Genomic DNA, 26,681 nt, shown 5'->3' with positions numbered 1-26,681 from the left:
CCGCTCATGCGCGGCTCCAGTCAGCGGCCGCCTGCAGCATGGAGCGCAGCACGCCCTGTACCTGTGCGGCCAGATCGGCGCGGTAGCCATACGGCGCCTGTTCGTCCATATAAGTGGACTGGCACATCTCCAGCTGGATCGCGTGCACATTCGACGCCGGACGGCCATAGTGACGCGTGATATGGCCACCTTTGAAGCGGCCGTTCACGGCGATGCTGTAGTGTTCCTGCGCCAACGCCTGCGCTACCACCGCATCGGACAGACCCTGCGCGCAGCTTTTGCCATCGGCCGTGCCGAAATTCAGATCCGGCAGCTTGCCCTCGAAGAAGCGCGGCACAATGGAAGCGATGGAGTGGGCATCCCACAGCACCACGCGGCCATGCAGCGCCAGCAGCCTATCCAGTTCGCTGCGCAGTTGCGCATGGTAGGGCTGCCAGTAGGCGGCCAGACGGCGCTGCACTTCCGCCTGATCCGGCAGGCAGCCGTCGCGGTACAGCGGCTCGCGGTGGAAGGTATCGACGGGGCACAAGCCCGTGGTGTCCTGCCCCGGATACAGATTGCTGTCTTCCGGTGGCCGGTTCAGATCGATCACATAGCGCGACCAGCGCGCCGACAGTGTCGACGCCCCCATCTCGCCGAGGAATTCGTAGAGCTTGACCAGATGCCAGTCGGTGTCCTGACGGTCGGCACCGGCCGGCGTCATCTGCGCCGTGATCTCGTCGGGAATATCGGTGCCCACGTGCGGCATGGACACCAGCAAGGGTATGCTGCCTGCATTGAAACGGAAGTCCATGCCGCCTCCCCTGTTAGTGGCCCAGCGCTGCGAACAGCGATTTGCACGACGCACTCAGATCACCGCGCAACACCATGCCTTTGGCCGCTTCGATATCGGGTGCAAAGAATCGGTCAGCGTCGAAGAACGGCACGCGGCTACGCAGTTGCGCATGCACGTGCTCCAGTTGCGGCGAGGTCTTAAGCGGACGGTGGAAATCGATACCCTGTGCACCAGCCAGCAGTTCAATGCCGAGGATCACGGCGGTATTGTGGGCCATGTCGTCCAGACGGCGCGCCGCGTAGGTGGCCATGCTGACGTGGTCTTCCTGATTGGCCGACGTGGGGATGGTATCCACGCTGCCTGGGTGCGCCATCGATTTGTTTTCGGAGGCCAGCGCGGCCGCCGTCACGTGGGCAATCATGAATCCCGAATTCACACCCGGCTCGCGCACGAGGAATGGCGGCAGACCGGACAAGGTTGCATCAATCAGCAACGCGATACGGCGCTCGGAAATGCTGCCGATTTCGGCGATGGCCAGCGCCAGCGTATCGGCTGCAAACGCCACCGGCTCGGCATGGAAGTTACCACCCGAAACCACTACCGACAGCTCGCCATCCTTGAACAGCAGCGGATTGTCGGTCACGGCATTGGCTTCGATCAGCAGCGTGCGCGAAGCATTGGCGATGATGTCGTGGCAGGCGCCCATCACTTGCGGCTGGCAGCGCAGGCAGTACGGGTCCTGCACGCGTTCGTCGCCCACCAGATGGGAGGCGCGGATGGCGCTATTGCTGACCAGTTCGCGGTAGATGGCCGCAGCAGCGATCTGGCCCGGCTGGCCGCGCACTTCGTGCACGCGGGCGTCGAACGGCGAATCCGAACCTTTGGCCGCATCCAGCGACAGCGCACCCGTTACCATGCCTGCTTCCAGCAGACGCTCGGCCATGAACAGACCGTGCAGCGCCAGCGCGGTGGAAACCTGCGTGCCATTGATCAGCGCCAGACCTTCTTTGGCCGCCAGCACTACCGGCGCGATGTTAGCCGCTTTAAGCGCATCGATTGCCTGCATCAGCTGACCGTTCACGCGCACTTCGCCCACGCCCAGCATGGCCAGCGTCATGTGCGACAGTGGCGCCAGATCGCCCGAAGCGCCGACCGAACCCTTGGCCGGAATGGCCGGCATGATGCCGGCGTTGTACAGCGCGATCAGCGTATCGATGATCAGCGGGCGCACGCCGGAGAAGCCGCGCGCCAGACTGCCGATCTTCATCAGCATGATCAGGCGGCAGACAGCATCCGACATCAGCTCGCCCGTGCCCACCGAGTGCGACAGGATCAGGTTACGCTGCAGTTGTTCCAGCTTATCGTCCGGAATGCGGGTCTTGGCCAGCAGGCCAAAGCCGGTATTGATGCCATATGCCGCATCGCCTTTGGCGACGATGGCCTGCACGGCCGCCGCCGAAGCTTCGATGACAGGATAGGCTTCCGCCGCCAGCGACAGCGGGCCGGCAGCACGCCAGACGGCACGCAGTTCGTCGAGCGTCAGTGCGCCCGGTTTCAGAGTCAGAGCAGTTACAGTGTGAGTCATTTCGGTATCCGGTTCGGTTCTTAAGGAATCATCGGCAGGTTCAGGCCATTGCGCTTGGCGCAGGCGATAGCCGTCTCGTAGCCAGCGTCGGCATGGCGCATCACGCCCGTGCCGCTATCGTTGACCAGCACGCGCGCGAGGCGCTTGGCAGCAGCATCCGTGCCGTCGGCCACGATCACCACGCCGGAGTGCTGCGAATAGCCCATGCCCACGCCGCCACCATGGTGCAGCGACACCCACGTGGCGCCACCAGCAGTATTCAACAGCGCATTCAGCAGCGGCCAGTCGGACACGGCATCCGTGCCATCTTTCATGCTTTCCGTTTCACGGTTAGGGCTGGCCACGGAACCCGTGTCGAGGTGGTCGCGGCCGATCACCACCGGCGCCTTCAGTTCGCCGTTGCGCACCATTTCATTGAAAGCCAGACCGGCGATATGGCGCTCGCCCAGACCCAGCCAGCAGATCCGTGCCGGCAGCCCCTGGAAGGCGATGCGTTCGCGCGCCATGTCCAGCCAGCGGTGTACCTGCGCGTGGTGCGGGAACAGTTCCTTGATTTTGGCGTCAGTCTTGTAGATATCTTCCGGATCGCCGGACAGCGCCACCCAGCGGAACGGGCCACGGCCTTCGCAGAACTGCGGGCGGATATAGGCCGGAACAAAACCGGGGAAATCGAAGGCGTTCTGCACACCCTGATCGAACGCCACCTGACGGATGTTGTTACCGTAGTCGACCACCTTGGCGCCCAGCGTCTGGAAGTCCAGCATGGCCTGCACGTGCACGGCGCACGATGCAGCAGCCGCAGCTTTCAGTTCGGCGTGGCGGCTGGCGTCCTGCTGCGCAGCCTTCCACTGTTCCACCGTCCAGCCCTGCGGCAGATAGCCGTTGATCAGATCGTGGGCGGAAGTCTGGTCAGTCACCACATCCGGCACCAGCCCCTGCGCGCGGGCGCGGCGCACCAGTTCCGGCAGCACGTCGGCCGCATTGCCCAGCAGGCCGATGGAAATCGCATCGCCATTGGCTTTGTGCTGGCGCACCAGTTCCAGCGCCTCGTCGATATTCGCGGCCTGCTTGTCCAGATAACGGGTACGCAGACGGAAATCGATGCTGCTCTGCTGGCACTCGATATTCAGCGAAACGGCACCGGCCATGGTGGCAGCCAGCGGCTGTGCGCCACCCATGCCGCCCAGACCGGCGGTCAGAACCCAGCGGCCTTTCAGGTCGCCGCCGAAATGCTGGCGCCCTGCTTCGGCAAAGGTTTCGAAAGTGCCCTGCACGATGCCCTGCGTGCCGATGTAGATCCAGCTACCGGCCGTCATCTGGCCGTACATGAACAGGCCCTTGCGATCGAGTTCGTTGAAGTGTTCCCAGTTAGCCCATTTCGGCACCAGATTGGAATTGGCGATCAGCACGCGCGGCGCGTCTTCGTGGGTCTGGAATACGCCCACCGGTTTGCCCGACTGGATCAGCAAGGTCTGGTTATCTTCCAGTTCGCGCAGCGAAGCCAGAATCTGGTCGTAGCAGGCCCAGTTGCGGGCGGCGCGGCCTATGCCGCCATACACCACCAGATGTTTAGGATTTTCCGCCACTTCCGCGTCCAGATTATTCTGGATCATGCGGTAGGCCGCTTCGGCACCCCAGTTCTTGCAGGTGCGCTCGGCACCGCGCGGGGCGCGAATTTCGCGGCTGGCGTCAAAGCGTGGATCGCTGTCTAAATGGCTGGTCATGCTGGCTCCTGTTCGGTTGAGTGGGGGCTGGCAACTGCTGCATCCATACGCTCTGCACAAAAATCAGGCAGGTACAGACGAGCAAAACCAGCGCTTCGTCACAGCATAAGTTGTATATACAACCGAGTCAACCGATTTTTCAGGGTCAGGCCAGCCGCCTGCGCTGCGCCCTACTGGCGCTTGTACACGCGCTTACCACCCATCCACGTCTGCAGCACCTGCGTCTTGCCGATCTGCTCAGGCGGCACTTTGAACAGGTCGCGGTCGATCAGGATGAAATCGGCCCATTTGCCCGGTTCCAGCGAACCGATCACGCTTTCCTGATGGGCTGCATAGGCCGCATCGAGCGTAAAGCAGCGCAGCGCTTCGGTCAGCGTCATGGCCTGATTCTTATACCAGCCACCGGCCGGCTGGCCCGCATTGTTCTGCCGCGTCACGGCCGCATGCAGCCCCTCGAACGGGTTGGGCGACTCGACCGGGAAATCGGAACCGCAGGCGATGCGCGAACCCTGATCGAGGAAGGTGCGCCATGCATAGGCGCCCTTGATGCGCTCGGAACCCACACGCTGCTCGGCCATATTCTGGTCGGAGGTGGCATGGGTAGGCTGCATGGACGGGATCACGCCCAGCGTCTTGAAGCGGGGGATGTCCTCCGGCGTTACCACCTGCGCGTGCTCGATGCGGTGACGCAGACCCACCGCGTTATATTTAGGGATCAGCTGGGCATAGGCATCGAGTATCTGGCGGTTACCGGCATCGCCGATGGCATGCACATTCACCTGATAGCCGGCCTTCATGGCCTTGTTCATCTTGGCCAGCATTTCAGCCGGCGGGTAGAACAGCAGCCCCTTGGTCGAAGGCATATCCGAGTACGGCGCCAGCAGCGCCGCGCCGCGGCTACCCAGCGCCCCGTCGGAATACAGTTTGACGGATGCCAGCGCATACACGTCGTTGCCATAGGAATGCAGCGGGCCATCCTTGGCCAGTTCATCGAAGTCGGCCGCCGTATCGCCTATCATGCCGTAGACGCGCGTAGTCAGCTTGCCATGGTCGGCATAGTCGCGGTACAAATCATCCTGCGCCACCGTGATGCCCGCATCGTGAACGCTGGTCAGGCCCATTTTCGCCAGTATCGTCAGCGCGTTATCGAGCATTGCGCGTGCTTCGGCCGGCGTCGCCAGCGGCACCACTTTCTCCACCAGTTCCATCGCCGCATCCACCAGCACGCCGGTCGGCCTGCCGGCTGCGTCGCGCTCGATCTTGCCGCCTTTCGGGTCCGGTGTCTCGCGGCTCACACCCGCCATTTCCAGCGCCTTGGTATTCACCCAGATGGCATGGCCATCGACGCGGTGCAGCAGCACGGGGCGGTCATTGACCTGCGCATCCAGTTCGGCCGCCGTAGGGAAGCGCCCCAGTTTCCAGTTTTCCTGATTCCAGCCGCGCCCTATCACCCACGCTTTGCGCGGATGGGCCCGGGCGAATTCGGCCACCGTGCGTACCGCACCGCCCACCGAGGTGGCATTGAACAGTTCCACGCCGGCGGCGATCTCGCCCAGCCCGAACACATGGCCGTGCGCGTCGATCAGGCCCGGTAGCAGGGTTTTGCCTTGTGCATCGATGTGCTCCGCCTTGGGCAGCCGTGCCGCTGTATCCTTTTCGCTACCTACCGCCACGATTTTTCCCAGATCATCGAAGGCCAGCGAGGTAAAACGCTGCAGCGTGCCGTCGGCCGTCAGCGTATAGCCGTTGGCGCGGTCGATGATGGTGTCGGCCTGCGCCAGTGGCGCGACAGCGGCGAGTCCTGCCACCATGCCGGCAACCAGCAGGGTAATGGTACTAGCCTGACGAACGGCGCCCGCCAGAGGGGCGGGCGAGAAAACGGTAGTGCGCATCGATACTCTCCATTCCGGAACCTAGTACCAGAGTGTAGCGAAGTTTAGGCCGGGGTCAATCAAACTCTGGTTACAATGTCGGATTCGCCGCTCTCTCACCACAACCCGTGTCCAGCCGATTACTCTATTTACGTCTGCTCCAGCAATTCCGCCCCTATCTGTGGATCGCTGGCGTGACCCTGATCGCCGTCGCTCTGGCTGCCGCCGCCGACGTATTGCTGATCCGCCAGTTACAGAACGTGGTCGATGCGCTGGCCCCTAGCCACAGCCTGCTGCCAGCCCGCCCCGCCACCGGCCTGCTGGCCGAGATGCAGGCATGGCTGGGGCGCTTGCTGCCGCAAAATCCCGCCCACGCTACCCTGTGGGCCATACCCGCCGTGATACTGGCGCTGGCCATCATGCGCATGGTGTCCAGCTTTGCCGCCGAATATGGCGCCGCATGGCTGAGCAGCCGCGTGCAAGCCAATCTGCGCGAAGTCATGTTCGCCCGCATCATGCGCCTGCCGAACGGCTATTTCGACCAGTCCTCTACCGGCACAACTTTGTCGCGGGTAGCTTTCGATGCGGCGCAGGTGGCACAAGCCGTGATCACGGTGGTCAACGTGGCCATGCGCGACAGCGTGGCCACCATCGGTTATCTGACCACGCTGTTCATCATCGACTGGCAGCTGGCACTGTTCTGTCTTGGTTTGCTGCCGCTGGTAGCGGCCATCGTGACGTTTGCCGGCCGGCGCATGCGCCACCTGAGCAAGAGCGCGCAGGCCGCCATGGGCGAGCTGACCAATGTGCTGGATGAAAGCATCAGCGGCCAGCGCGTGGTGAAAATCTTCGGCGGCCAGCACTACGAACAGCAGCGTTTCGACAGCGTGGTGAAGCTGAACCGCCAACTGGCCGTCAAGCACGCAGCCACCTCGGCGCTCAACTCTGGCATCATCATGCTGCTGATCGGTATCACCCTGTCGTCGGTGATCTACTTTGCCCTGCTGCGCGCGCAGGCCGGTGCGCTCTCGCCCGGCGCGTTCGTGGCCTTCATGTCCTCGCTGATGGCGATGCAGTCGCCGATCAAAAACCTCACCAAGATCAACGAGCCTATGCAGCGCGGCATGGCGGCGGCCGAATCCGTGTTCGGTCTGATCGATACGGAAGCGGAAGCCGATCAGGGCACACGCCAGATCGAACGGGCCGCCGGCCATCTGCAACTGGATCAGGTCAGCTTCCGTTACGGCAGCGATGCCGATGCCAGACCCGCACTCGATGGCGTCACGCTCGATATCGCTGCCGGTGAAACGGTGGCACTGGTGGGCAGTTCCGGCAGTGGCAAAACCACGCTGGCCGGCCTGCTGCCGCGTTTCTACGATGTCAGCGGCGGCAGCATCCGGCTGGATGGCGTCGACCTGCGCGACTACACCATGGCGTCGCTGCGCAGCCAGATCGCGCTAGTCAGTCAGGATGTGGTGCTGTTCAATGACACGCTGGCAGCCAACATCGCCTATGGCGATCCGGCGCCGTCGCAGCAGCGCATCGAGGCGGCGGCACGGGCCGCCCATGCGCACGAATTCATCGCCCGCCAGCCCGAGGGCTATCAGACTTCGGTAGGGGAAAACGGGCTACGCCTGTCCGGCGGCCAGCGCCAGCGTCTGGCGATTGCCCGCGCGCTGTACAAGAATGCGCCCATCCTGATACTGGACGAAGCCACCAGCGCGCTGGATACGGAATCGGAACGGCTGGTGCAGGCGGCACTGGAAGTGCTGATGCAGGGCCGTACCACGGTGGTGATTGCGCACCGCCTGTCCACCATCGAGAATGCCGACCGCATCGTGGTGCTGGACGGCGGCCGCATCGCCGAAGTCGGCAGTCACGCCGAACTACTGGGCCACAACGGCATCTACGCCCGTTTGTACCAGACCCAGAAAAGCGTTCAGGTCGCGTCGTGAAAAATGATGCCTAGCGTGTGCCGGCAGCCGCTGCGCAGCCGGCTCACGCCATGCCGCATGTGCACGCGGTAGACTCCGCGCCCACCTTGTGCGGGACGCTGATCGACGGGGAAAATCACCAGATCACCGCGCTGCCACGGCACCACCTCCACCCGCGACTGCATACGGGGACGCTGCTCCGTCAGCACCAGCTCCCCGCCCGTAAAATCCCGCCCCGGCTCGCTCAGCAGAATCGCTGCCTGTAAGGGGAAGACATGTTCGCCATACAGATCCTGATGCAGACAGTTGTAGTCACCCGCCTGATATTGCAGCAGCAAAGGCGTAGGACGCTGCTGGCCTGCCGCATGGCAGCGCGCCAGAAACTCGGTATGCTCGGCCGGGAAGCGGCTATCCACGCCCAATAATTCATGCCAGCGATTGGCGATCTGCGCCAGCGGGCCATATAGCGACTGGCGCAACGCCACCACCATGGATGGCAGCGGATAGCGGAAATACTGGTATTCGCCGCTGCCGAAGCCGTGCTGCGCCATCACCACGCGGCTGCGGAACAGTTCCGGCTGGGCGTACTGTGCCGCCATGGCGCGGCACTCCTCGGCTGTCAGCATACCGGGCACAGTGGCATAGCCATGCGCCAGCAGCTCGTCTTCGATGGTCTGCCAGTCCAGCCCCGCCACGTGCACGGCAATGCCGGCCGCCGCCCCCACGCCACGCCGCGCCTGATTCTGCGCCTGATTCTGCGCCTGAGCTTGAGCCTGATTCTGCGCCGCCCCCTGCGCCTGCTCTTGTTGCGCCGCATCCGCCGCCACGCTCAAGGGGACCACCTTGCGCGGCGCACGTGGCGCGGCACCGGCGGCAAAATCCAGTTCGCCATTTTTCACTGCTGTGCCTCCCGTTCCAGTAACTGGGCTTTACGCTCCACACCCCAGCGGTAGCCGGAGATGCTGCCATCATTGCGCACCACGCGGTGACAAGGTATCGCCACCGCCAGCGCATTGGCGGCGCAGGCGCTGGCCACGGCACGGGCACCGCGCGGCAGCCCCACCCGCTGCGCCAGTTCGGCATAGCTGACGGTCTGCCCCGCCGGTATCTCGCGCAGCACCTGCCAGACGCGCTGCTGGAAAGCCGTGCCGCGCACATCGAGCGGCAAGTCCAGTCCCAGCGAGGGCTGCTCCACCATGCCCACCACGCGCGCTACCACCTGCTCGTAGTCCGCGTCGGCACCCAGCAATTCCGCGGCAGGGAAACGGTCCTGCAGATCGCGCAGCAGAAAATCGGCATCATCGTCGATCAGAATCGCGCAGATGCCCTGCTCTGTGCTGGCCACCAGTATCGCCCCCAGCGAACACTGGGCAATGGCAAAGCGGATCTGGCTGCCACGGCCACCGGCGCGGTAGGCACCGGGCGTCATGCCCAGCACGGCGGGCGACTGGGCGTAGAAGCGCCCGCTGGAATTGTAGCCCGCCGCGTACATGGCGTCGGTCACGCTGGCGGCAGCGCCCAGCTCCTGCTGCACCCGCCGCGCGCGCTGGGCGCTGGCATAGGCTTTGGGCGTGATGCCGGTAACGGCTTTGAACATGCGGTGGAAGTGGAAGCGCGACAGCCCCACGGCGGCGGCCAGTGCATCCAACTCGGGCGGGGTCTCCGCCTGCTCGATCAGGCGGCAGGCCTGCGCCACCAGCGCGGCCTGCCGTTCGGCCAGCGGCGGCTGGTCCGGCTTGCAGCGCATACAGGGGCGGAAGCCGGCTGCCTCCGCTTCCTCACGGCTGGCGTGGAAGGCCACATTCTGGCGCAAGGCGGGACGGGCAGCGCAGGACGGCCGGCAGTACACGCCCGTGCTGCGCACGGAATACCAGAAGATATCATCGGCCGCGCCGTCGCGCTGCTGCACGGCGGCCCAGCGCTCGGCCTCGCTCTGGTAGCCGGCGGCGCTGCGGTGCTTTGCTGTTTTGCCCATCTTGGACTCCTGCTTCGGATAAGGAAGGTCACCAGCTTATCCGGCGCCGCGCAGCGTCACACTCCGGCGCTTGCTTTTGAATTGTACGCTGCTGCCACAAAAATTCACAAAGATGCTCAACTGGCAAGCAGCCAATGCTAGAATTAAATGCAGCGCGCCAGTCCGGCGCCCCTCGGAGAAGCCGTTTGGAAGCCGTAGCACAGTCAGAAAACACCCCGATATTCCAGCGTATCAAGGACTATCTGCTTTCCCAGATCGCCAATGGCACATGGAAGGAAGGCGATGTCATCCCTTCCGAGCAGGCACTGGTCAAGCAGTTCGGCGTGTCGCGCATGACCGTCAACCGCGCCGTGCGCGAGCTCACCGCCGAACAGGTGCTGACCCGCAGACAGGGCTCCGGCACCTACGTGGCACAGCAGAAGGTGCAGGCCACGCTGGTGGAAATCCGCTCCATCGCCGACGAAATCCGTGCCCGTGGCCACGCCCACCGCAGCAGCCTGCAGCAGCTGGAACGGGGCAAGGCCAGCGAACTGCTGGCACGCCAGTTCGATCTGCCCGTCGGCCACCCGCTGTTCCATTCCGTCATCGTGCATTTCGAGAACGGCGTGCCGATACAGGTGGAAGACCGCTGGGCCAATCCCAAGCTGGCACCCGACTATATGGAACAGGATTACGCCAGCATCACACCGAATGAATACCTGATGCGCGCGGCGCCCCTGCAGGACGCCACCTATAGCATCGAAGCCCTGCCCGCCCCGCGCGATGTGGCCGACATGCTGGCCATTGATACCCGCCAGCCCTGTCTGGTGCTGCGCCGACAGACCCGCTCCAACGGTCAGGTGGCTTCGCTGGCCACCATGTGGCATCCGGGCCATCGTTACCAGTTTGCCGGCAGCGTCGGCTACTAGCAGAACCTGACCATGCGCCGCCATCTGCCCCTGCCATTGCGTCGCATTGCCATTCCCCTTAAGCGGGCGTACCTGAGCCTGCGCCTATTGCTGGCCATGCTGGCGGGACTGCTGCTAGCTGGCAGCGTCCATGCGGGCGACCCCGGCGAAACCGTCAACATCCAGCTCAAGTGGCGCCACCAGTTCCAGTTCGCCGGTTACTACGCGGCGCAGGATCAGGGCTACTACCGTGAAGCAGGGCTGGACGTGCGGCTGCTGGAAGCCCAGCCCGGCCAGGACAGCCTGCAAGCCGTGCTGCGCGGCGAAGCCCAGTATGGCATCGGCAATACCGCCCTGCTGGCAGCCCGTGCGCGCGGCCTGCCGGTGGTGGTACTGGCCTCGCTCTACCAGCACTCGGCCGCCGCCCTGCTGGTGCGGCGTGGCGTGGGCGGCAAGGCGCAGCTGGAACCGAATAGCCGCATCATGCTGGCGCCGAACAATGAAGAACTGGCCCTGTTCCTGCGCAAGCACGGCGTAGCGACCGAATCGCTGCTACCGGTCACCCACAATTTCAGCTACGACGATCTGCTCGATGGCCGCATCGATGCCATGTCCATCTACACCACCGAAGCCCCCTACATCCTCGAACACAGCAGCCTGGGCTACCAGATCCTCAGCCCCCGCGCGCAAGGTGACGACTTCTATGGCGACGTGCTGTACACCACCGAAAGCGAGCTGCGCAACCATCCCCAGCGCGCTGCCGCCGTGCGCGCGGCCACGCTGCGCGGCTGGGCCTACGCCATGCAGCATCCGGACCAGCTGGTCGACCTGATCCGCGCGCGCTACCCCCACCGCCACAGCCGCGAACACTTGCTATATGAAGCCCAGCACATCGTGCCCCTGCTGGCACAGGACAGCATAGAACTGGGCTACAGCGATCCCGTGCGCTGGCAAGCCATCGCCAGCAGCTATATCGCGCAAGGTATGCTGCCGGAAGACTTCAAACTCGATGGTTTCCTGTATCAGCCGGAAGCACAGCAGGGCTGGCGCCGTCACCTGCCATGGCTGCTGCCGCTGCTGGTGGTGCTGCTGATCGCCGCGCTGCTGTGGCGCCTGCGCCACCGCCTGCTGCCCGTCTACCGGCCAGCCCGTCAGAGCACGCTCGCCGCTACAGCACCTGATGCGGCCACTAGCGCAGCCACTAATGCAGCTACTAATGCAGCCACTAGCGCAACCGCCAGCACTGAAGCCGGCTGGGCGCGCACCAACAGCGTCCCCAGCCTGCAAACCGAAGCGGCCAGCCAGAGCACCCTGCCGGATGCCGGCAACGATGCCATGCTGCTGCTCACACCGGATGGCCAGATCCGCGCCGCCAACCAGTGTGCCCGGCAACTGCTGGCGCAGGCTGCGCCGCCGGCCGGACAGCTGTGCTGGCCCGCCCTGCGCGCCGACGGCAGCCCTTACGACGCCAGCAACCACCCGCTGCAACAGGCGCTAACCAGTGCCGCCCCCGTCATCGACACCCTGATCGGCCTGCCGACACCCGCCGGCTCCGTACTGTGGCTGCTGGCAAATATCGAGCCGGTGACCGATGAGCGCCGCGCCGTCAGCGCGCTGGCGCTCTGCCTGCGTCCGGCCACCGCACCAGCCAGCGCTCGCGGCACCGGCGCTGCGGCAGTCAGCAGCGCCCCGCACGGCGGGCAGCAAGTCGCCGCCGACCACTAGTCCGGCAAAAATTTCCGCCCCTGCGACAATTTGCCGCACATTTTTAAAAAATGGGTTATTATTTCTGCCATCCCCGCCTGCCGATCTTGTTGCCATCCCCTCTAGCACATTGAATTCGCGCATTTGGTCCCCATGTGCTGCCCACTAGGCAACCCTGATGACCTTGCAGACAACGTGGCATAATCCCCAGGCGTTATTCATCCCACAGAACCTCGATTGAGGAATATATGAGCGAAAATATCAAACACATTACCGATGCATCCTTCGAAGCCGACGTACTGAAGTCCGACCGCCCTGTGCTGGTAGATTTCTGGGCTGAATGGTGCGGCCCTTGCAAGAGCATTGCCCCGATTCTGGAAGAAGTGGCCAAGGAATACGACGGCAAACTGACCATCGCCAAACTGGACGTAGACTCCAATCAGGCTGTGCCTGCCAAATTCGGCATCCGTGGCATTCCTACCCTGATTCTGTTCAAAAACGGTGTGGCCGCTGCCCAGAAAGTTGGCGCAATGGCAAAAGGTCAGCTGACCTCTTTCATCGACAGCAATATCTAAGTAAAATATCTGCAGAGCCGCTGCGGCGGCCGCACGGACGACGTTGCGCTCGCAACGTCGCCTTCTAAACAACACCACGTCGTTCCCTCCCCTACCTTTACTTTCCCGTCACGGGACACTCAACAACTATGCATTTATCTGAATTAAAGGCCTTACACGTCTCGGCGCTGCTCGAGATGGCCATCGGTCTTGATATCGACAACGCCGCCCGGCTGCGCAAACAGGAGCTGATGTTCGCGATCCTGAAGAAGCGCGCCAAGGCGGGTGAACAGATCTTCGGCGACGGCGCTCTGGAAGTGCTGCCCGACGGTTTCGGTTTCCTCCGTTCGCCCGACGCCAGTTACATGGCGTCGACCGACGACATCTATATTTCGCCATCGCAAATCCGTCGCTTCAACCTGCACACGGGTGATTCGATCGAAGGTGAAGTACGTACCCCGAAAGACGGCGAACGCTACTTCGCACTGGTCAAGGTGGACAAGGTCAATGGCGAATCGCCGGAAGCATCGAAACACCGCATATTGTTCGAGAACCTGACGCCGCTGCACCCGAACGAGCCGCTGCGTCTGGAACGTGACATCAATGGTACGGAAAACATCACCGGCCGTATCGTCGACCTGATTTCACCGATCGGCAAAGGCCAGCGCGGCCTGCTGGTGGCCTCGCCGAAATCCGGTAAGTCCGTGATGCTGCAGCACATCGCCCACGCGATTACGGCCAACCACCCGGATGTGACCCTGATCGTGCTGCTGATCGACGAACGTCCGGAAGAAGTGACGGAAATGCAACGCTCGGTGCGCGGCGAAGTGGTCGCCTCCACCTTCGACGAACCGGCCACCCGCCACGTGCAGGTTGCCGAGATGGTGCTGGAAAAAGCCAAGCGTCTGGTCGAAATGAAAAAAGACGTGGTGATTCTGCTCGACTCCATCACCCGTCTGGCACGCGCCTACAACACCGTGATCCCGGCCTCCGGCAAGGTACTGACCGGTGGTGTGGACGCCAATGCACTGCAGCGTCCTAAGCGCTTCTTCGGCGCCGCCCGTAACATCGAAGAAGGCGGTTCGCTGACCATTATCGCTACTGCGCTGATCGAAACCGGTTCGCGTATGGATGACGTGATCTACGAAGAATTCAAGGGTACCGGCAATATGGAGGTACACCTGGAGCGCCGTCTGGCCGAGAAACGCGTGTATCCGGCTATCAACCTGAACAAATCGGGCACCCGCCGCGAAGAACTGCTGATCAAGCCTGACCAGCTGCAGAAGATCTGGATTCTGCGCAAGCTGCTGTACTCGATGGACGAGATCGAAGCGATGGAGTTCATCCTCGACAAGATGAAGGCCACCAAAAACAACGGTGAGTTCTTCGACATGATGAGACGCGGCGGCTAATCAGCCCCCCCATCATGCCCGTCGGGCCCTTGCCACCTAAACCGTGGCAAGGGCCCGATTTTCTTGTATAATACGCGACCGTATTATTTTTTAAATCAGGCAAGTGAGCGGCAATCGGGTCAAGAAGCAGTAGCGACCGACGAAGTGCTGTTTGGCTACCTACCTAACCGAGAGCAATTATGAAACCAGAAGGCCACCCAGAGTACCGCGAAGTTGTGTTCCACGACCTGTCGTGCGATTTCAAATTCGTTACCCGTTCGACCATCCAGACCCGTGAAACCATCGAGCACAATGGTCAAGAATACCCACTGGTAAAGATCGAGGTTTCGGCTGAATCGCACCCGTTCTACACCGGTAAGCACAAGATCGTCGACACCGCTGGTCGCGTGGAAAAATTCCGTCAGAAATTTGGTTCCGTTGGTTCCAAAACTGCCGTTGCAGCAGGCTAATCCAGCCGCCGCTTCAGAAAAAGCAGCCTCTGGCTGCTTTTTTTGTTTCTAGCCTCCGGCGTTTCCTTCATACTCGCATACTACTTCACTCGCATACTGATCAATGAAGCCCGTCCGTCTTCCTGCCGCCGCCACGCTGGCCCTGCCACGCTGGGCCCTGTTCGCCCTCGGCCTGCTCTACATTCTGCCCGGCCTGATCGGACGCGAACCATGGAAGAACGACGACGCTGCCAGCTTCGGCATCATGTGGACGATGGCCCATGGCAGCTGGCAGGACTGGCTGTGGCCGAATATCGCCGGCCTGTCCATGCCGGAAGAAGGCCCGCTGGCGTTCTGGCTGGGCGCACTGGGCATCAAACTGTTTGGCCCACTGCTGGGCGACGTGCTGGCGGCACGGGTCGCCACCGTCGGCATCTTCCTGCTGGGTGTGCTGTCACTGTGGTACGCCACCTTCAATCTGGGCCGGCGGCAAGATGCCCAGCCATTGCGGCTGGCTTTCGGCGGCCAGCCCGAACCAAACGACTTTGGCCGCACGCTGGCCGATGCCGCCGTACTGATCTATCTGGGCTGTCTGGGCCTGCTGCTGCACAGCCATGAAACCACCTCGGAAGCGCTGCAGGTCTCGCTGGTCACCCTGCTGCTGTACCGCACCGTGCGCTATGCGGAAGCGCCATCGCTGCGCAATGCCGCCCTGAGCGGGCTGGCGGTCGGCCTGCTGACCCTGACGCGCGGCTGGATTACCCCCGTCTTCCTCATGCTGGCCCTGTTTGCCTGCACCCGCTGGCTCGACCAGCCCGCCATCCGCGCCGTGCGCGATCTGGCTGTCACACTGGCCGTAGGTGCCGCCGTGGCGGCCCTGTGGCTGCTGCCGGCGCAACTACTGCAACCGTATGGCCAGCAACCGCTGCAGGCTTGGCTGGGCTGGAATCTGCTCCAGCTAGGCCTGCCGAGTATGTTGTCGGTCAAATTCTTCCTGCGTGTGGGCACCTGGTTCTACTGGCCGGCGTGGCCATTTGCCGGCTGGGCGGTGTGGGCCTGGCGGCGTCAGCGCCGCGCCCTGCACATCGTCGTGCCGCTGGCGTTTGTCACCATGGGCATGCTGCTGACTCTGTTCCATCCGCTGCCGGAACAAAGCCAGCTGCTAGTACTGCTGCCGCCGCTGGCCATCATGGCCGCCTTCGGCCTGCTGACCATGAAGCGGGGCGCGATTAACGCCATCGACTGGTTCTCCGTGATGGCGTTGACGCTGTGCGCCGCCATCATCTGGATCTTCTGGTTTGCCAAGCTGACGGGCTGGCCGCCGAAAGCCGCTAAGAACGCACTGAAACTGGTGCCCGGCTTCACGCCGGAACTGGGCTGGATCGCCCTGCTGGTGGCACTGGCGGCCACCGCTGGCTGGTTCGTGCTGGTGCACTGGCGCGTCTCGCGTCAGCCGGCAGTACTGTGGCGCGCCGTGGTACTGTCGTCGGGCGGCCTGATACTGATCTGGATTCTGCTGATGACGCTGTTCCTGCCGGACGTCAACTACTCCAAGAGCTATGCGGCCGTAGCGCGCCAGATTGCGGAAAAAGTACCGGCAGGCGGCGGCTGCATCGCCACCAATGTGGGTCCCGCCCAGCGCGCCTCGTTCGCCTACTACGGCGCGCTGCCGTTCGAAGGCATACAGCCGCAGCGCTGCGAGCTGCTGCTGTTACAGGACAGCATACGGGTGAAGGACGAGCATGAGATTCTGCCCCAGTACCGGGGCAAGCAATGGCAACTGCTGTGGGAAGGGCGGCGTGCGGCGGATCGCGAAGAACGCTTCCGCCTGTACCGCCGGGCAGACTAAGGGGGACGCTGGCGCGGGTTAGCAGTGTATTAGCGGCGCGCCAGCACCACGGCTTTGGCCGGTGCTTCGGCCATAGGCAGCAGCCCGAAATTAGCCACGGCCACGGTTTCATTATCGTCGCGGAACTCGAACTGGGTACCGGCATCGCTCTGGAAGCGATCTTTCGCCACCGGGAAAATTTCCACACGCGACCCCTTATCCACCTGCACATAGATACGCGTCAGATTGGTGGTGAACTTCATGGTCTGGCCATTACTGAGAGCAAACGACTGCTCCAGGTCATACAGTTCCTGCTGGTTCAAGTGATAGCTGGGGGCGGGTTTAACTTGCACCGTTACATCGGCGGCATGGGCGAGGCCCAGAGTGAGGGTGGCGGCTAAGGCGGCGATCAGAGTTTTCATGGTGTGCTCCATAGTAAGATAGGGGGGAAGTTCTAGCGCTACAGGAGTCACCGCTGGACTTGGTTTTCAGCGGTCGACGTAAGCACAATAGCAAGAAAAATCAGCCCTAACTGGCCTATGCGACGAGCCGCAGATAAACCGGCACCAACGGCAAACTAGCGCGATAAACCGCAAATCTCAGTGCAACCTCGAGGCCAAACTTCGGGGTCAGATCTGTCATTCGGACATGCAGCGCTCACCATTGAGAAAAGTCATAACCTCAAAAAGCTGAATTAGTCATTTCAGATAGATTTGTCGATCTGCTTAACTCTAGGGAATATGGTGCAGGTGCTGATCTGGCGCAAAAGTGCGCCATGGATGTCCGAATGACAGATCTGACCCCGAACTTGCAGCAATAGGGCAAATCAGTGATAATGACGCTCGCGTCGCCCGAGTGATGAAATTGGTAGACGTAGCGGACTCAAAATCCGCCGCCGCAAGGCGTGCCGGTTCAAGTCCGGCCTCGGGCACCAGAGATACAAAAAAAGCACTGACTCGTCAGTGCTTTTTTTATTGCCGTAATGCTAGTGCAGCCTAATCCCGCCCCGGCACCATGCGCTCGAATACGCCGTCCTTGTCGATGAAACGGTGCTTGAGGGCACCAGCGATGTGGGCACACACCAGTATTACCAGCAGCCACACCAGCGCTCCATGGATGTCGTAATAGGTTTCGGCCATGTCATGATTAGGCGCAGCCAGCCGTGGCAGAACATAGCCGAAGAACACCAGTCCCGACTTGCTGTGCGCCGCACCGGCTATGCCCGCCATCGGCAACGCTAGCATGCAGAGATACAGCCCCACCTGCACCATCTGCGCGGCACGTAACTGCCAGGCCGGCATTTGCGACGGCAGTTGCGGCACCGGATGGCCGCGGCGCCACCAGATACGCACCAGCACCAGCGCCAGCACGATCAGGCCTAGCGATTTATGCAGGATGAAATACGGCTTGGCTGGCGGGGTGTGTTCGATCTCCATCATGTACCAGCCCAACCCCGTCATGAACACCAGCAGCACGGCGCTAAGCCAGTGCAGCGCCAGCGCAAAACGGTCATAGTGCCAGCCTACGGTGGGCACTGCCTGTGGACGGAAAAGATTCATGTCATCCTCGTCATCGGATTGGTGGTTATTTGGCACTTGAATTTTATCGCACAAACACTATATTTTTCAATATAATATAAAACCACAAAATGAAGGATATGCCGTGCCCGATACTCTCACCCTGCCGCTAGATGCCATGCATGCCGCCGCCGAGCAAGCTTGCGGCCTGTTGCGCGTACTCTCCAATCCCGACCGGCTACTGCTGATGTGCCAGCTGTCGCAGGGCGAGCATTCCGTAGGAGAACTGGAAGCTCTGCTATCCATCCACCAGCCCACCCTGTCGCAGCAGCTGGGCGTGTTGCGTAGCAACGGGCTGGTGCACACGCGGCGCGACGGCAAGAACATCTATTACTCGGTGGCCAGCACGCAGGCGCTGGCCGTGATGCAAGTGCTGTATCAGCAATTCTGCCCCCAACCTGACTAGGATTAGAGCATGACCATCGATCTCAGCCATTTCACGCCCGGCCTGTCCCTCGCGGGCGGCCTGATCATCGGCATTGCCGCCAGCGTACTGATACTGTTCAATGGCCGTATCGCCGGCATCAGCGGCATACTGGGCGGACTACTCAGCTGGCCGCGCAATGACCGCCACTGGCGGCTGGCCTTTCTGGCCGGACTGATCGGTTCCCCCCTTGTGGCCAGCCTGATCGGCTACGCCACCGCACCGGAAATCCACGCCGACTGGGGCACGGTACTGGCGGCCGGCTTCATCGTCGGCCTCGGCACCCGCTACGCGGGCGGCTGCACCAGCGGCCACGGCGTGTGCGGCATGTCGCGCGGCGCCGTGCGCTCCATCGTTGCCACTCTGACCTTCATGGCCGCCGGCTTCATCACTGTGTATATCCAACGTCATCTGCTGGGAGCCTGATATGCTGGTACTGACTTCTCTGCTGGCCGGACTGCTGTTCGGCCTCGGCCTGATCATTTCGGGCATGGCCAACCCCGTCAAGGTACAGGGCTTTCTCGATCTGGCCGGTCACTGGGACCCTTCGCTGGCCCTGGTCATGGCCGGTGCTATCGGCATCGGCGGCATAACCTTCATGCTGGCACGGCGACGCCAGCTTTCCCTGCTGGGCCTGCCCATGCAACTGCCCGCCAATAACACCATCACGGCCCGTCTGGTGCTGGGCAGCGCCGCCTTCGGCATAGGCTGGGGCATGGCCGGTTTCTGCCCCGGTCCGGCACTGGTGGCCATGGGTGCCGGCTACCCCAAAGCAGCGGGTTTTGTGGCGGCCATGGTGGCGGGCATGGGCCTATTCGAACTGGCCGAACGGCGCTTGCGGTCCTCTTCCAGCTAAGACTTCCGTGTTGCAATCTAGTGCTAGAATAGTTTCCCCTGAGGAAAATATGTCATAATTCGCACTATCTTTTGTTTTGCACACGTTTGATTTACTGCCATGCCGCGCGACACGTCTTCTGACTCCTTAGCTTACTGGGATGAACGGGTAACAGCCAGTCGCTGGCTGATTGCCAAGACCGCCGCATGGGGCGCGCTGGCGGGATTTTTCGCCGTGCTGGGGCAAGGCTGGCTGGAAGATGCTCGTCCCCTGTTCCCCTTCATCCAGCAAAACTACGCCCTGTGGCAGACCGTCTACCTGCTGGCGCTGGTACTGGTATTCGTGCTGTGGGCTGTGGCCATGCAGCAGAAGATCACCATCCTGCACAACAGCAAAGTCGGCCGCGCCGCCCAGCAGCGCGTGGTGGATTTCAATGCCCGTCAGGCCCAGCGCAAACTGGAAGCCTTGCAGCGACGCGAACAGGCGCTGCGCGAACAGCAGGCACAAGCACAGGCCGCCAGCAAACCGCAGGAAGGCCGTAGCAGCAAGTTCGATTTCTGACGCTGGCGTGCCGGCACGCCAGCGTTGCCACTATTCGTAGCGCAGACAATCCACCGGCAGCAGGCGCGAAGCACGCCGCGCCGGATAGAACCCGAAGAACACCCCCACCAGACTGGAAAAGCCGCAGGCCACCACCACGGCCTGCAAGGTGATGAAGACATCGAACTTGCCAGTCGCCGTAATCGCTGCCGCCGCACCGCTGGCCAGCACAATGCCGAACAGGCCACCGACCAGACAGATCACCACGGCTTCCGTCAGAAACTGCCACAGCACATCGCGTGGCTTGGCGCCGATCGCCATGCGGATGCCGATTTCGCGGGTACGTTCGGTGACCGAAACCAGCATGATGTTCATGATACCGATCCCGCCCACGATCAGCGAAATGGCGCCGATCAGGCCTAGTAAGGCGGCCAGACCGGCGCTGATCTTCTGCGCCGTTTCCGCGAACGAGGCCAGATTATCGATGCGGAAGTCATCCGGCTGTTCGTACTTGATGTGGTGGCGGTCGCGCAGCGTCTCGTTGATATCCTGTATCGCATCCTGCAGGTTGCCGCCCGATTTACCCTGCGCCACCACATAATGCACATTGCCGGGGAATGGCAGGCGCACCAGATTCGCTGCTGCCGCCGTAATCGGCACCAGCACATAGTCGGCCAGATCGCCGCCATCGACCTGCTTGCCCTCGCCATACAGCACGCCCACCACCTGGAACGAGACATTCTCGATGCGGATGTATTTGCCCAGCGGGTCGGTCTTGTAGAAGAACTGGTCGGCGATTTTGTGGCCGATCACCACCATGCGTGCCGCCGCCCGCACATCGGCATCGCTGAACACATTGCCCTGATCGATTTTCCAGCCGCGGATCTTGAACATGGCCGTGGACACCCCGTGCACCGTCTTGGAAGCGTTCTCGTTGCCGACGGCCAGATTAAAGCCGCCCTGCAGCACAGGTGCAGCACCGGCCAGCGACGGCAACTGGTTGAGTGCGGCCGCATCGGCCATGGTCAGTGCCGGCGCTGCGCCTGTACGCATGCGCTGCTGCTGGGCGCGATCGCCGCCCGGTGAAATGAACAGCATATTCGTGCCTAGCTGTTCCAGTTCCTTGGCGATGAAGCGCTTCATGCTGTCGCCCACGGCCAGCAGCAGCACCACCGAGGTAATCCCGATGATGATACCCAGCATGGTCAGCAGGGTGCGCAGCCGGTTGGCCATCATGGAGCGGAAGGCTTCCACCACGATCTGTAAAGGATTCATATGATTTATACCGTTAGAGCTTCGTGGCTAGCTGCCAGCTGGCGCAAGCCTTCCGCAGCGGGGCCGTCATACAGCACGCGGCCATCCTTGAGGCGCATCAGGCGCTTGGCATAGGCAGCGATGTCCGGCTCGTGGGTCACCAGCAGGATGGTGATGCCGCGCTGTTCGTTGAGCTGCTGGAACGAGCGCATGATATCGATGCTGGTCTGGGTATCGAGGTTGCCGGTCGGCTCGTCGGCCAGTATCAGCGGCGGATCGCCCACCAGCGCACGGGCAATCGCCACGCGCTGCTGCTGGCCACCAGAGAGCTGGTTGGGCGTGCGTTTGGCATAGTCCTTCAGCCCCACCCGCTCCAGCTCCAGCAGCGCTTTGGCATGCGCCTTGGAGCGTGACACGCCCGCATAGATCAGCGGCAACGCTACATTCTCTGCCACGCTCATGCGCTTGATCAGGTTAAAACTCTGGAACACGAAGCCGATGGTGCGGTTGCGGATGGTGGCCAGTTCGGCACGCGACAGCGTCAGCGTATCCACACCGTCGAGCATATAGCTGCCGCCGCTAGCCTGATCGAGACAGCCGAAGATATTCATCAGGGTCGATTTACCGGAGCCGGACTGTCCCATCACGGCGACGAAATCGCCCCTTGGCACAGCCAGATCCACTCCGAACAGCACCTGCGTTTCAACGTTGCCCGAGTGGTAGCTTTTGGTGACCTGACGGATATCGATCAGCAGCGGCGCTGTCACAGCTCACCCGATTTCTCGTTGATGGTGCGGGTCACCACTTTATCGCCCTGTTTCAGGTCGCCACCCACCACTTCTGTATAGCGGAAGTTGGACAGGCCGATGCGGATATCCTTTGCCACCGGCTGGTTCTTGTCATCCAGCGTGTAGATCTTGAAAGTGCGCGCCAGTTCGCTCTTGCTGCGGAAAGCGGCATCGTCCTCCTGCGCCGCCACATTCTCGCTGGCCTTGCCGGCGGCTGCGGTAGCCGCTGCTGCAGCGTTGGCCGCAGCACTGGTGCTAGCACTAGCGCTAGCCGAAGCGCTAGCCGAAGCACTGGCCAGCGCTTTGGCCTGCTGCTTCTGCTTTTCGATCTCTTCGTCGCTCAGTCGGAAGCGCAGCGCTGCCGTTGGTATGCGCAGCACCTGCTGGCGATTCCCCACCAGCAGCCGCACCTGCGCCGTCATGCCGGGCTTGAGCAGCTCCTCGTTGTTATCCACGTCCAGCACCACATTGTAGGTCACCACGTTCTGCACCACGTTGGCGGCCAGCCGGAACTGGCGCATGCGTGCTTCGAATTCCTTGTCCGGATAGGCATCCACCACAAAGCGCGCCTGCTGGCCTTCTTTCAGCGCGCCCACATCGGCTTCCGACACACTGGTGTCGATCTGCATCTTGGTCAGGTCGCGCGCGATCTGGAACAGGGTCGGCGTGGTGAACGAAGCGGCCACCGTCTGGCCCAGATCCACCGTCCGCTTGATGATCACGCCGTCGATGGGCGAACGGATCACCGAGTTATTCAGATCGGCCTGCGCTCTTGCCAGCTGGGCCTGCGCCAGCTGCACATTGGCCTGCGCCACATCCACTTCGCGGCGCGACTGGTCCAGCGTCAGCGAAGACATAAAGCTTTGCGCCACCAGCGTCTGATTGCGCTGGAAGGTGGCCTGCGCCAGCCGCAGATTGGCCCGCGCCGACGCCAGTTGCGCTTCGCTCTGGGCGATCACGGCGTTGAAGATGGTGGGGTCCAGTTTCAGCAGCACCTGCCCCTTTTTTACATGGTCGTTGAAATCCGCTTTCAGTTCGCTCACCGTGCCCGACACCTGCGAGCCGATATTAATCAGCGCCACCGGATTGATGGTGCCGGTGGCCGTCACCGTCTGGGTAATGGTGCCACGGTCGACCGGCGCAGTGCGGAAGCGCGCTGGCTCGACGGCAGCAGGTTTGGAGCGGGCATACCAGGCCGACGTTGCGCCGGCCACGATCAGCAGGCCAACGGCCAGCACGATCTTTTTCTTGGTCAGAAAAGCCATCGTTGCATTTATCCCTGAGCGAGATCCGGCGAGATGCGGATCAACGCTAGCAGTATTCATGAATTTTGTTATAAATGCAATCTATCAGATAGCCTTGGTCGCCGGCAGTGGGAGCAGGATGCGCGCCACCAGTCCCGGCGCCCCATCCTCCAGCTGCAGCTCGCCGCCGTGCGACAGCGCCGTGGCCGAGACGATGGCCAGCCCCAGACCGTTGCCGGGCAGGTGGCGGCTGGCATCCACGCGGTAGAAGCGCTGCGTCACCTTGCCCAGTTCTGCAGCCGGTATGCCGGGCCCTGTATCGGCCACCACGATGGCGGCACGGCCCTGATACGCTTGCACGCCCAGTCGCACGGTGGCGCCCGCACCGGCATATTTGATGGCGTTATCGAGCAGGCTGGCCACCGCGCTGGCCAGCAGATTGCGGTCGCCATCCACCTGCAGCGCATCGTCCAGTTCCAGCGTCAGCGTTACGCCACGGTCCTCGGCACTGGCTTCATACATCTCGCCCATGTCGCGCGCAATCTGCGCCAGCGACAGCCGCTCGAACAAGCGGGTACGCACGCCCGATTCCGCTTCCGCAATCTGCAGCAGCCGTTCGAACAGGCGGATCAGGTCATCGATATGTTCGATCGCATCGTGCGCGGCGCCCGTCAGACGGGGCACGCTAGGTTCATGGCGCAGCGCTTCATCGAGCTTGCTGCGGATCCGCCCCAGCGGTGTACGCAAGTCGTGGGCAATCGCGTTGGAGACATGACGGATACCGTCCATCAGCCGTTCGATACGGTCCAGCATGCGGTTGATATCGCTGCCCAGCAGGGCAAATTCATCGTCGCCCGCCACCGGTATGCGCGAGCTCAGATCGCCCGCTTCGATCTGCGCGGCGGTGCGGCGGATCGCTCCCAGCCGCCGCTCCGTCATGCTGCGGAATAGCAGCGCGCCGCCCACCGTCAGCAGCAGCGAGACGGCAGCACCGGCCAGCACGGCATGCCAAATCACCTTGCGCACAGCTTCCTGTTCGGCCAGATCGCGCCCCACGATCAGCATGCCGCCCTGACGCAGCGGGCGCATCACCAGCCGTGCACGGGTAGGCAGACCGGCACGCAGCACGACCGAGCTGACGATCTGCTGGTTGTCATCTTCGCGTTCGGGCGAGAGCACCGGCCAGCTACTCAGGTTACCCACTTCGCCGTGGCCATCGGCGGCCACCAGTTCGAAGATTTCACGGTCACTGTCGATGCCGTCATCGAGCTGGCGCCGCACTTCGGCCAGCAGCACCTTGTGCGGCCGCCCCGTCGCACGCGCCATCACGCGGTCGGCCTGAGCGATCAGCCGGCTATCGTTCTCGCGTTCCAGCACGCCTACCGTGCCCCGATAGAACACCGCTGACACCAGCGCAATCGAGGCCGTGCCCAGCAGGCCATAACCGAGCACCAGCTTGACGGCAATCGAGGTGCGCAGCCTACTCAAGGGCGCTACCTGCTTCCGTGCCGTCCCCCATGCGATAGCCCACCCCGCGCAGGGTGTGGATCAGCATCACGGGGAAGTCCTTGTCCACTTTGGCGCGCAGCCGGCTGATCTGCACATCGATCACATTGGTCTGCGGGTCGAAGTGGTAATCCCACACGGATTCCAGCAGCATGGTGCGGGTCACCACCTGCCCCACATTGCGCATCAGGTATTCCAGCAGACGGTATTCGCGCGGCTGCAGGGCAATCACCTTATTGCCCCGCGTGACGCGCAATGTGCGCAGATCGAGCTTGAGATCAGCCACTTGCAGCTGGGCGCTATCGGCGCCCGGTGCGCTGCGCCGCTGCAGCGCTTCGACCCGCGCCAGCAGTTCGGAAAAGGCAAATGGTTTGGATAGATAGTCGTCGGCGCCGCCACGCAGGCCGCCCACGCGCGCTTCGATGGAATTGAGCGCGCTGACGATGATGACGGGAGTGCTCTTGCCCTGTGCGCGCATCTGCTCGACGATGGCCAGACCGTCGCGGCAGCCGGGCAGCATGCGGTCGAGGATGACGATATCCCATTCGCTGCCCAGCGCCAGCGCCTTGCCTTCGGCACCGCTGGCGCAGGCACTGGCGCTGTGGCCGGCGTCGCGCAAGCCCTTGCAGATGTAATTCGAGGTGTCGATCTCGTCTTCGATGACTAGGCAGCGCACGCGACTCTCCGGCTATTCTGGAATGGGGCTATTGAATGGCGCTATTCTACCCCGCCAGTTCGCGGTAAAGCTCGGCGTAGTTGCGCGCCATGGTCTCGGCAGTGAACAGTTCCCAGTAGCGCGCTTCGGCACGCCGGCCCATTTCCGCCGCGCGCTCAGGGTTGTCCCACAGCGTGCGCATGGCAGCACCGAGCGCCTGCGCGTCGTCCGGTGGCACTACCAGCCCCGTATCATTATCGATATTGATGTAGGTGGTGCCGGTACCGATCTCGCTGGAGATCATCGGCTTGCCATACATGGCGCCTTCCAGCAGCGAGATGCCGAATGCTTCCGAACGCAGGTGCGACGGGAACACCATGGCATAGCTGAGCTCCAGCAATGCCACCTTGTCTTCCTCTTCCAGCGCGCCCACAAACAGCACATGGGTCAGACCCAGCCGCGCGGCATGCTGCTTGAGTTCCTGTTCGATCGGGCCGGCACCGACGATCACCACTGGATAGTCGAGTTTGGCCATCGCGTCGAGCAGGATGTGCAGGCCTTTGTAGTAGCGCAGCACCCCCACGAACAGGAAGAAACGTTCGCCGCAGCGGGCGCGCCACTGCTGCCTGACGCTATCCGATGGACGCGGATAGATGCTCTTATCCAGCCCGTAGGTAATGGTGCGGGTCTTGTGCTGGAAGCGCTTGAGCACAGGCGAAGACGCCATGTAGTTAGGCGAGGTGGCGACGATCACATCGACATCGCGCAGGAACTGGCGCTTCAGCGGGCCATACACGCGCAGCAGATTTTTCTGCCGCACGATGTCGGAATGGTAGGTCACCAGACTGGGCTTCTTGATGCGCGCCATGAAGTGCGCCAGATCCATGAATGGCCACGGGAAGTGGTAGTGGATCACATCCGCTTCGCGCGCCAGCCGTGCCAGCTGGCGGATCGCGGCGAACGAAAAGCCGGTCGAGGCAATCTCGAACGCCAGCGGCATGCGGTGCACCGTATGGCCTTCGATTTCCATCTGGCGCGGACCGCTATCGCGGGTCAGCGTCAGCACTTCGTTATGGATGCCAAGGCGGCTGGTGCCTACGCAGAGCTGGCGGATCACCTGCTCGATGCCACCCCAGGTGTCGGGGTAGTAGGTCTTGTAAAAATGCAGTACGCGCATGGCA

At 62.5% G+C, this 26,681-nt stretch carries 25 protein-coding genes and 1 tRNA gene; 12 read left to right on the top strand and 14 right to left on the bottom strand.

Features of this window, described 5'->3' with window-relative positions; genetic code table 11:
- Nucleotides 1-4: 4 nt before the first annotated feature.
- The 4 genes from hutG to ABNT42_RS08485 form a co-directional block, all read right to left on the bottom strand.
- Nucleotides 5-793, bottom strand: a complete 789-nt coding sequence (gene hutG, locus ABNT42_RS08500; protein ID WP_348696242.1) for an N-formylglutamate deformylase — start codon at nucleotides 791-793, stop codon at nucleotides 5-7.
- Nucleotides 794-806: 13 nt separating this feature from the next.
- The gene (hutH, locus tag ABNT42_RS08495) at nucleotides 807-2,360 is read right to left on the bottom strand and encodes a histidine ammonia-lyase (protein WP_348696241.1); all 1,554 of its coding nucleotides are present in this window, start codon (nucleotides 2,358-2,360) and stop codon (nucleotides 807-809) included.
- 20 nt (nucleotides 2,361-2,380) lie between these two features.
- Nucleotides 2,381-4,084, bottom strand: coding sequence for a urocanate hydratase (gene hutU / locus ABNT42_RS08490; protein WP_348696240.1), 1,704 nt, complete (start codon nucleotides 4,082-4,084; stop codon nucleotides 2,381-2,383).
- Nucleotides 4,085-4,254: 170 nt separating this feature from the next.
- Nucleotides 4,255-5,976, bottom strand: a complete 1,722-nt coding sequence (locus ABNT42_RS08485; protein WP_348696239.1) for an amidohydrolase family protein — start codon at nucleotides 5,974-5,976, stop codon at nucleotides 4,255-4,257.
- Between the two features lie 107 nt (nucleotides 5,977-6,083).
- Here ABNT42_RS08485 and msbA point away from each other — a divergent pair, with 107 nt between their 5' ends.
- Nucleotides 6,084-7,910, top strand: coding sequence for a lipid A export permease/ATP-binding protein MsbA (msbA, locus tag ABNT42_RS08480; RefSeq protein WP_348696238.1), 1,827 nt, complete (start codon nucleotides 6,084-6,086; stop codon nucleotides 7,908-7,910).
- On the opposite strand, the gene ABNT42_RS08475 is transcribed toward msbA, so the two are convergent.
- Together ABNT42_RS08475 and ada are read right to left on the bottom strand one after the other, a co-directional pair.
- Nucleotides 7,895-8,788 (bottom strand): 2OG-Fe(II) oxygenase, encoded by an 894-nt coding sequence (locus tag ABNT42_RS08475; RefSeq protein ID WP_348696237.1) that lies wholly within the window; start codon nucleotides 8,786-8,788, stop codon nucleotides 7,895-7,897. The two genes, msbA and ABNT42_RS08475, sit on opposite strands and share 16 nt — an antisense overlap.
- Nucleotides 8,785-9,864: a bifunctional DNA-binding transcriptional regulator/O6-methylguanine-DNA methyltransferase Ada gene (gene ada, locus ABNT42_RS08470; RefSeq protein ID WP_348696236.1), complete on the bottom strand. Its 1,080-nt coding sequence runs from the start codon at nucleotides 9,862-9,864 to the stop codon at nucleotides 8,785-8,787. Before ada ends, ABNT42_RS08475 begins: the two co-directional genes overlap by 4 nt.
- 185 nt (nucleotides 9,865-10,049) lie before the next feature.
- Between ada and hutC the strand changes: the two genes are divergently transcribed.
- The 6 genes from hutC to ABNT42_RS08440 all read left to right on the top strand — a co-directional run bounded on the left by hutC (nucleotide 10,050) and on the right by ABNT42_RS08440 (nucleotide 16,698).
- Nucleotides 10,050-10,772, top strand: a complete 723-nt coding sequence (gene hutC, locus ABNT42_RS08465) for a histidine utilization repressor (protein ID WP_348696235.1) — start codon at nucleotides 10,050-10,052, stop codon at nucleotides 10,770-10,772.
- Between the two features lie 12 nt (nucleotides 10,773-10,784).
- Nucleotides 10,785-12,476: an ABC transporter substrate-binding protein gene (locus ABNT42_RS08460; RefSeq protein WP_348696234.1), complete on the top strand. Its 1,692-nt coding sequence runs from the start codon at nucleotides 10,785-10,787 to the stop codon at nucleotides 12,474-12,476.
- Nucleotides 12,477-12,703: 227 nt separating this feature from the next.
- Nucleotides 12,704-13,030: a thioredoxin TrxA gene (trxA, locus tag ABNT42_RS08455; RefSeq protein ID WP_154375897.1), complete on the top strand. Its 327-nt coding sequence runs from the start codon at nucleotides 12,704-12,706 to the stop codon at nucleotides 13,028-13,030.
- 128 nt (nucleotides 13,031-13,158) lie between these two features.
- Entirely contained in the window at nucleotides 13,159-14,421 is a 1,263-nt protein-coding gene (gene rho, locus ABNT42_RS08450) for a transcription termination factor Rho (protein WP_155432799.1), read from the top strand.
- A 179-nt stretch (nucleotides 14,422-14,600) separates the two neighbouring features.
- Nucleotides 14,601-14,870, top strand: coding sequence for a type B 50S ribosomal protein L31 (locus ABNT42_RS08445; RefSeq protein ID WP_348696233.1), 270 nt, complete (start codon nucleotides 14,601-14,603; stop codon nucleotides 14,868-14,870).
- A 103-nt stretch (nucleotides 14,871-14,973) separates the two neighbouring features.
- Nucleotides 14,974-16,698, top strand: coding sequence for a glycosyltransferase (locus tag ABNT42_RS08440; protein ID WP_348696232.1), 1,725 nt, complete (start codon nucleotides 14,974-14,976; stop codon nucleotides 16,696-16,698).
- A 29-nt stretch (nucleotides 16,699-16,727) separates the two neighbouring features.
- On the opposite strand, the gene ABNT42_RS08435 is transcribed toward ABNT42_RS08440, so the two are convergent.
- On the bottom strand, nucleotides 16,728-17,099 hold the full coding sequence (locus tag ABNT42_RS08435; protein ID WP_348696231.1) for a gel scht: 372 nt from the start codon (nucleotides 17,097-17,099) through the stop codon (nucleotides 16,728-16,730).
- Nucleotides 17,100-17,526: 427 nt separating this feature from the next.
- Between ABNT42_RS08435 and ABNT42_RS08430 the strand changes: the two genes are divergently transcribed.
- A tRNA-Leu gene (locus ABNT42_RS08430) sits at nucleotides 17,527-17,611 on the top strand.
- Nucleotides 17,612-17,672: 61 nt separating this feature from the next.
- Here the strand turns inward: ABNT42_RS08430 and ABNT42_RS08425 are convergent.
- Entirely contained in the window at nucleotides 17,673-18,236 is a 564-nt protein-coding gene (locus tag ABNT42_RS08425; RefSeq protein ID WP_348696230.1) for a cytochrome b, read from the bottom strand.
- A 136-nt stretch (nucleotides 18,237-18,372) separates the two neighbouring features.
- On the opposite strand from ABNT42_RS08425, the gene ABNT42_RS08420 reads away from it, so the two are divergent.
- From ABNT42_RS08420 to ABNT42_RS08405, 4 genes are all read left to right on the top strand, one after another.
- The gene (locus tag ABNT42_RS08420; RefSeq protein ID WP_348696491.1) at nucleotides 18,373-18,660 is read left to right on the top strand and encodes a metalloregulator ArsR/SmtB family transcription factor; all 288 of its coding nucleotides are present in this window, start codon (nucleotides 18,373-18,375) and stop codon (nucleotides 18,658-18,660) included.
- A 9-nt stretch (nucleotides 18,661-18,669) separates the two neighbouring features.
- The gene (locus ABNT42_RS08415) at nucleotides 18,670-19,104 is read left to right on the top strand and encodes a YeeE/YedE family protein (protein ID WP_348696229.1); all 435 of its coding nucleotides are present in this window, start codon (nucleotides 18,670-18,672) and stop codon (nucleotides 19,102-19,104) included.
- Between the two features lies 1 nt (nucleotide 19,105).
- Nucleotides 19,106-19,534: a YeeE/YedE family protein gene (locus tag ABNT42_RS08410; RefSeq protein WP_348696228.1), complete on the top strand. Its 429-nt coding sequence runs from the start codon at nucleotides 19,106-19,108 to the stop codon at nucleotides 19,532-19,534.
- Between the two features lie 99 nt (nucleotides 19,535-19,633).
- On the top strand, nucleotides 19,634-20,074 hold the full coding sequence (locus tag ABNT42_RS08405; RefSeq protein ID WP_348696227.1) for a hypothetical protein: 441 nt from the start codon (nucleotides 19,634-19,636) through the stop codon (nucleotides 20,072-20,074).
- Nucleotides 20,075-20,104: 30 nt separating this feature from the next.
- Here the strand turns inward: ABNT42_RS08405 and ABNT42_RS08400 are convergent, their stop codons facing one another.
- From ABNT42_RS08400 to ABNT42_RS08375, 6 genes are all read right to left on the bottom strand, one after another.
- Nucleotides 20,105-21,328: an ABC transporter permease gene (locus ABNT42_RS08400; RefSeq protein WP_348696226.1), complete on the bottom strand. Its 1,224-nt coding sequence runs from the start codon at nucleotides 21,326-21,328 to the stop codon at nucleotides 20,105-20,107.
- A gap of 5 nt (nucleotides 21,329-21,333) precedes the next feature.
- The gene (locus tag ABNT42_RS08395; RefSeq protein ID WP_348696225.1) at nucleotides 21,334-22,074 is read right to left on the bottom strand and encodes an ABC transporter ATP-binding protein; all 741 of its coding nucleotides are present in this window, start codon (nucleotides 22,072-22,074) and stop codon (nucleotides 21,334-21,336) included.
- Nucleotides 22,071-23,360, bottom strand: a complete 1,290-nt coding sequence (locus ABNT42_RS08390) for an efflux RND transporter periplasmic adaptor subunit (RefSeq protein ID WP_348696224.1) — start codon at nucleotides 23,358-23,360, stop codon at nucleotides 22,071-22,073. The genes ABNT42_RS08395 and ABNT42_RS08390 overlap by 4 nt, the downstream gene beginning before the upstream one ends.
- Nucleotides 23,361-23,444: 84 nt before the next feature.
- Complete coding sequence (locus tag ABNT42_RS08385; protein ID WP_348696223.1) at nucleotides 23,445-24,827, bottom strand: HAMP domain-containing sensor histidine kinase; 1,383 nt, start codon at nucleotides 24,825-24,827, stop codon at nucleotides 23,445-23,447.
- Nucleotides 24,820-25,521 carry a response regulator transcription factor gene (locus tag ABNT42_RS08380; RefSeq protein ID WP_348696222.1) on the bottom strand — a complete coding sequence of 234 codons (702 nt, stop codon included), beginning with the start codon at nucleotides 25,519-25,521 and terminating at the stop codon, nucleotides 24,820-24,822. The genes ABNT42_RS08385 and ABNT42_RS08380 overlap by 8 nt, the downstream gene beginning before the upstream one ends.
- Nucleotides 25,522-25,567: 46 nt before the next feature.
- Nucleotides 25,568-26,677 (bottom strand): glycosyltransferase family 4 protein, encoded by a 1,110-nt coding sequence (locus tag ABNT42_RS08375; RefSeq protein WP_348696221.1) that lies wholly within the window; start codon nucleotides 26,675-26,677, stop codon nucleotides 25,568-25,570.
- Nucleotides 26,678-26,681 lie beyond the last annotated feature (4 nt).

Source organism: Duganella fentianensis (assembly GCF_964031615.1).
Classification (GTDB): Bacteria; Pseudomonadota; Gammaproteobacteria; order Burkholderiales; family Burkholderiaceae_D; genus Rugamonas; species Rugamonas fentianensis_A.
This window is presented reverse-complemented; position numbering and strand designations above follow the sequence as displayed.